This window comes from Marinobacter sp. C1S70 (genome assembly GCF_000475355.1).
GTDB classification, from domain to species: domain Bacteria; phylum Pseudomonadota; class Gammaproteobacteria; order Pseudomonadales; family Oleiphilaceae; genus Marinobacter; species Marinobacter nauticus.
Map to the genome: position 1 here is coordinate 1 of NZ_AXBW01000080.1, position 410 is coordinate 410.

Sequence of the window (410 nt, forward strand, 5' to 3'; positions counted from 1 at the left end):
CACCCCCGCTGGGTGATCGCGCGTCTGGAGGAGGGCGAACTGGGTGCCAACCCCAGGTTCATTATCAGCTCCCGTTACGACGACGGCGTTAAACTCTACTACGAGCAATACTGTGCCCGGGGTGACATGGAAAACCGGATCAAGGATCAGCAGTTGTGTCTGTTCGCAGATCGCACCTCCAGCACGCGGTGGTGGACCAATCAGTGGCGGTTGCTCTTATCGGGCTTTGCCTACACGTTGTTCGAGCGATTACGGGCCCACTTGAAGAAGACGCCCTTCGAGAGAATGAGCGCCAGTAACCTGCGGCTGAAGCTGATCAAGGTGGGCGCGGTCATCATTCGCAACACTCGGCGCATACGGGTGTTGATGAGCGATGCCTATCCTTACAAAGACGAACTCTCTGACCTGGT

At 57.1% G+C, this 410-nt stretch carries 1 protein-coding gene; it reads left to right on the forward strand.

The window, feature by feature from the left end; all coding sequences use genetic code 11:
* A partial coding sequence (locus Q669_RS17640; RefSeq protein WP_022993288.1) for a transposase occupies window positions 1–410 on the forward strand: 410 nt, incomplete at both ends.